The organism is Pseudomonas sp. 2995-1, assembly GCF_002742505.1.
GTDB classification, from domain to species: domain Bacteria; phylum Pseudomonadota; class Gammaproteobacteria; order Pseudomonadales; family Pseudomonadaceae; genus Aquipseudomonas; species Aquipseudomonas sivasensis.
The window spans coordinates 1-232 of sequence record NZ_LJSA01000053.1; the positions used below are offsets into that span (position 1 = coordinate 1).

Genomic DNA, 232 nt, shown 5'->3' on the forward strand with positions numbered 1-232 from the left:
GATGTAACAGATGATGGACATTACTTTATTATTTCTCTTCTAGAAGGTGCCATGAATGTTGGTGGTGGAATGTCGGAGGAGTATATGGTTGGTCCGTGGGAGGCCATTTATATCGTAGAAGAGATCACAGGACTTCAATATGCAGATGGATATGATTATGATTCTAATCAATATGAAACAGAACCAGAGCCACTACAAATCTATGGAATGTTTACATGGGTGATACCTACTA

1 protein-coding gene is annotated in these 232 nt (G+C 38.8%); it reads left to right on the top strand.

The genetic code is table 11. The features are described 5' to 3' along the window. A partial coding sequence (locus tag AOA61_RS31055) for a hypothetical protein (RefSeq protein WP_158234773.1) occupies positions 1 to 232 on the top strand: 232 nt, incomplete at both ends.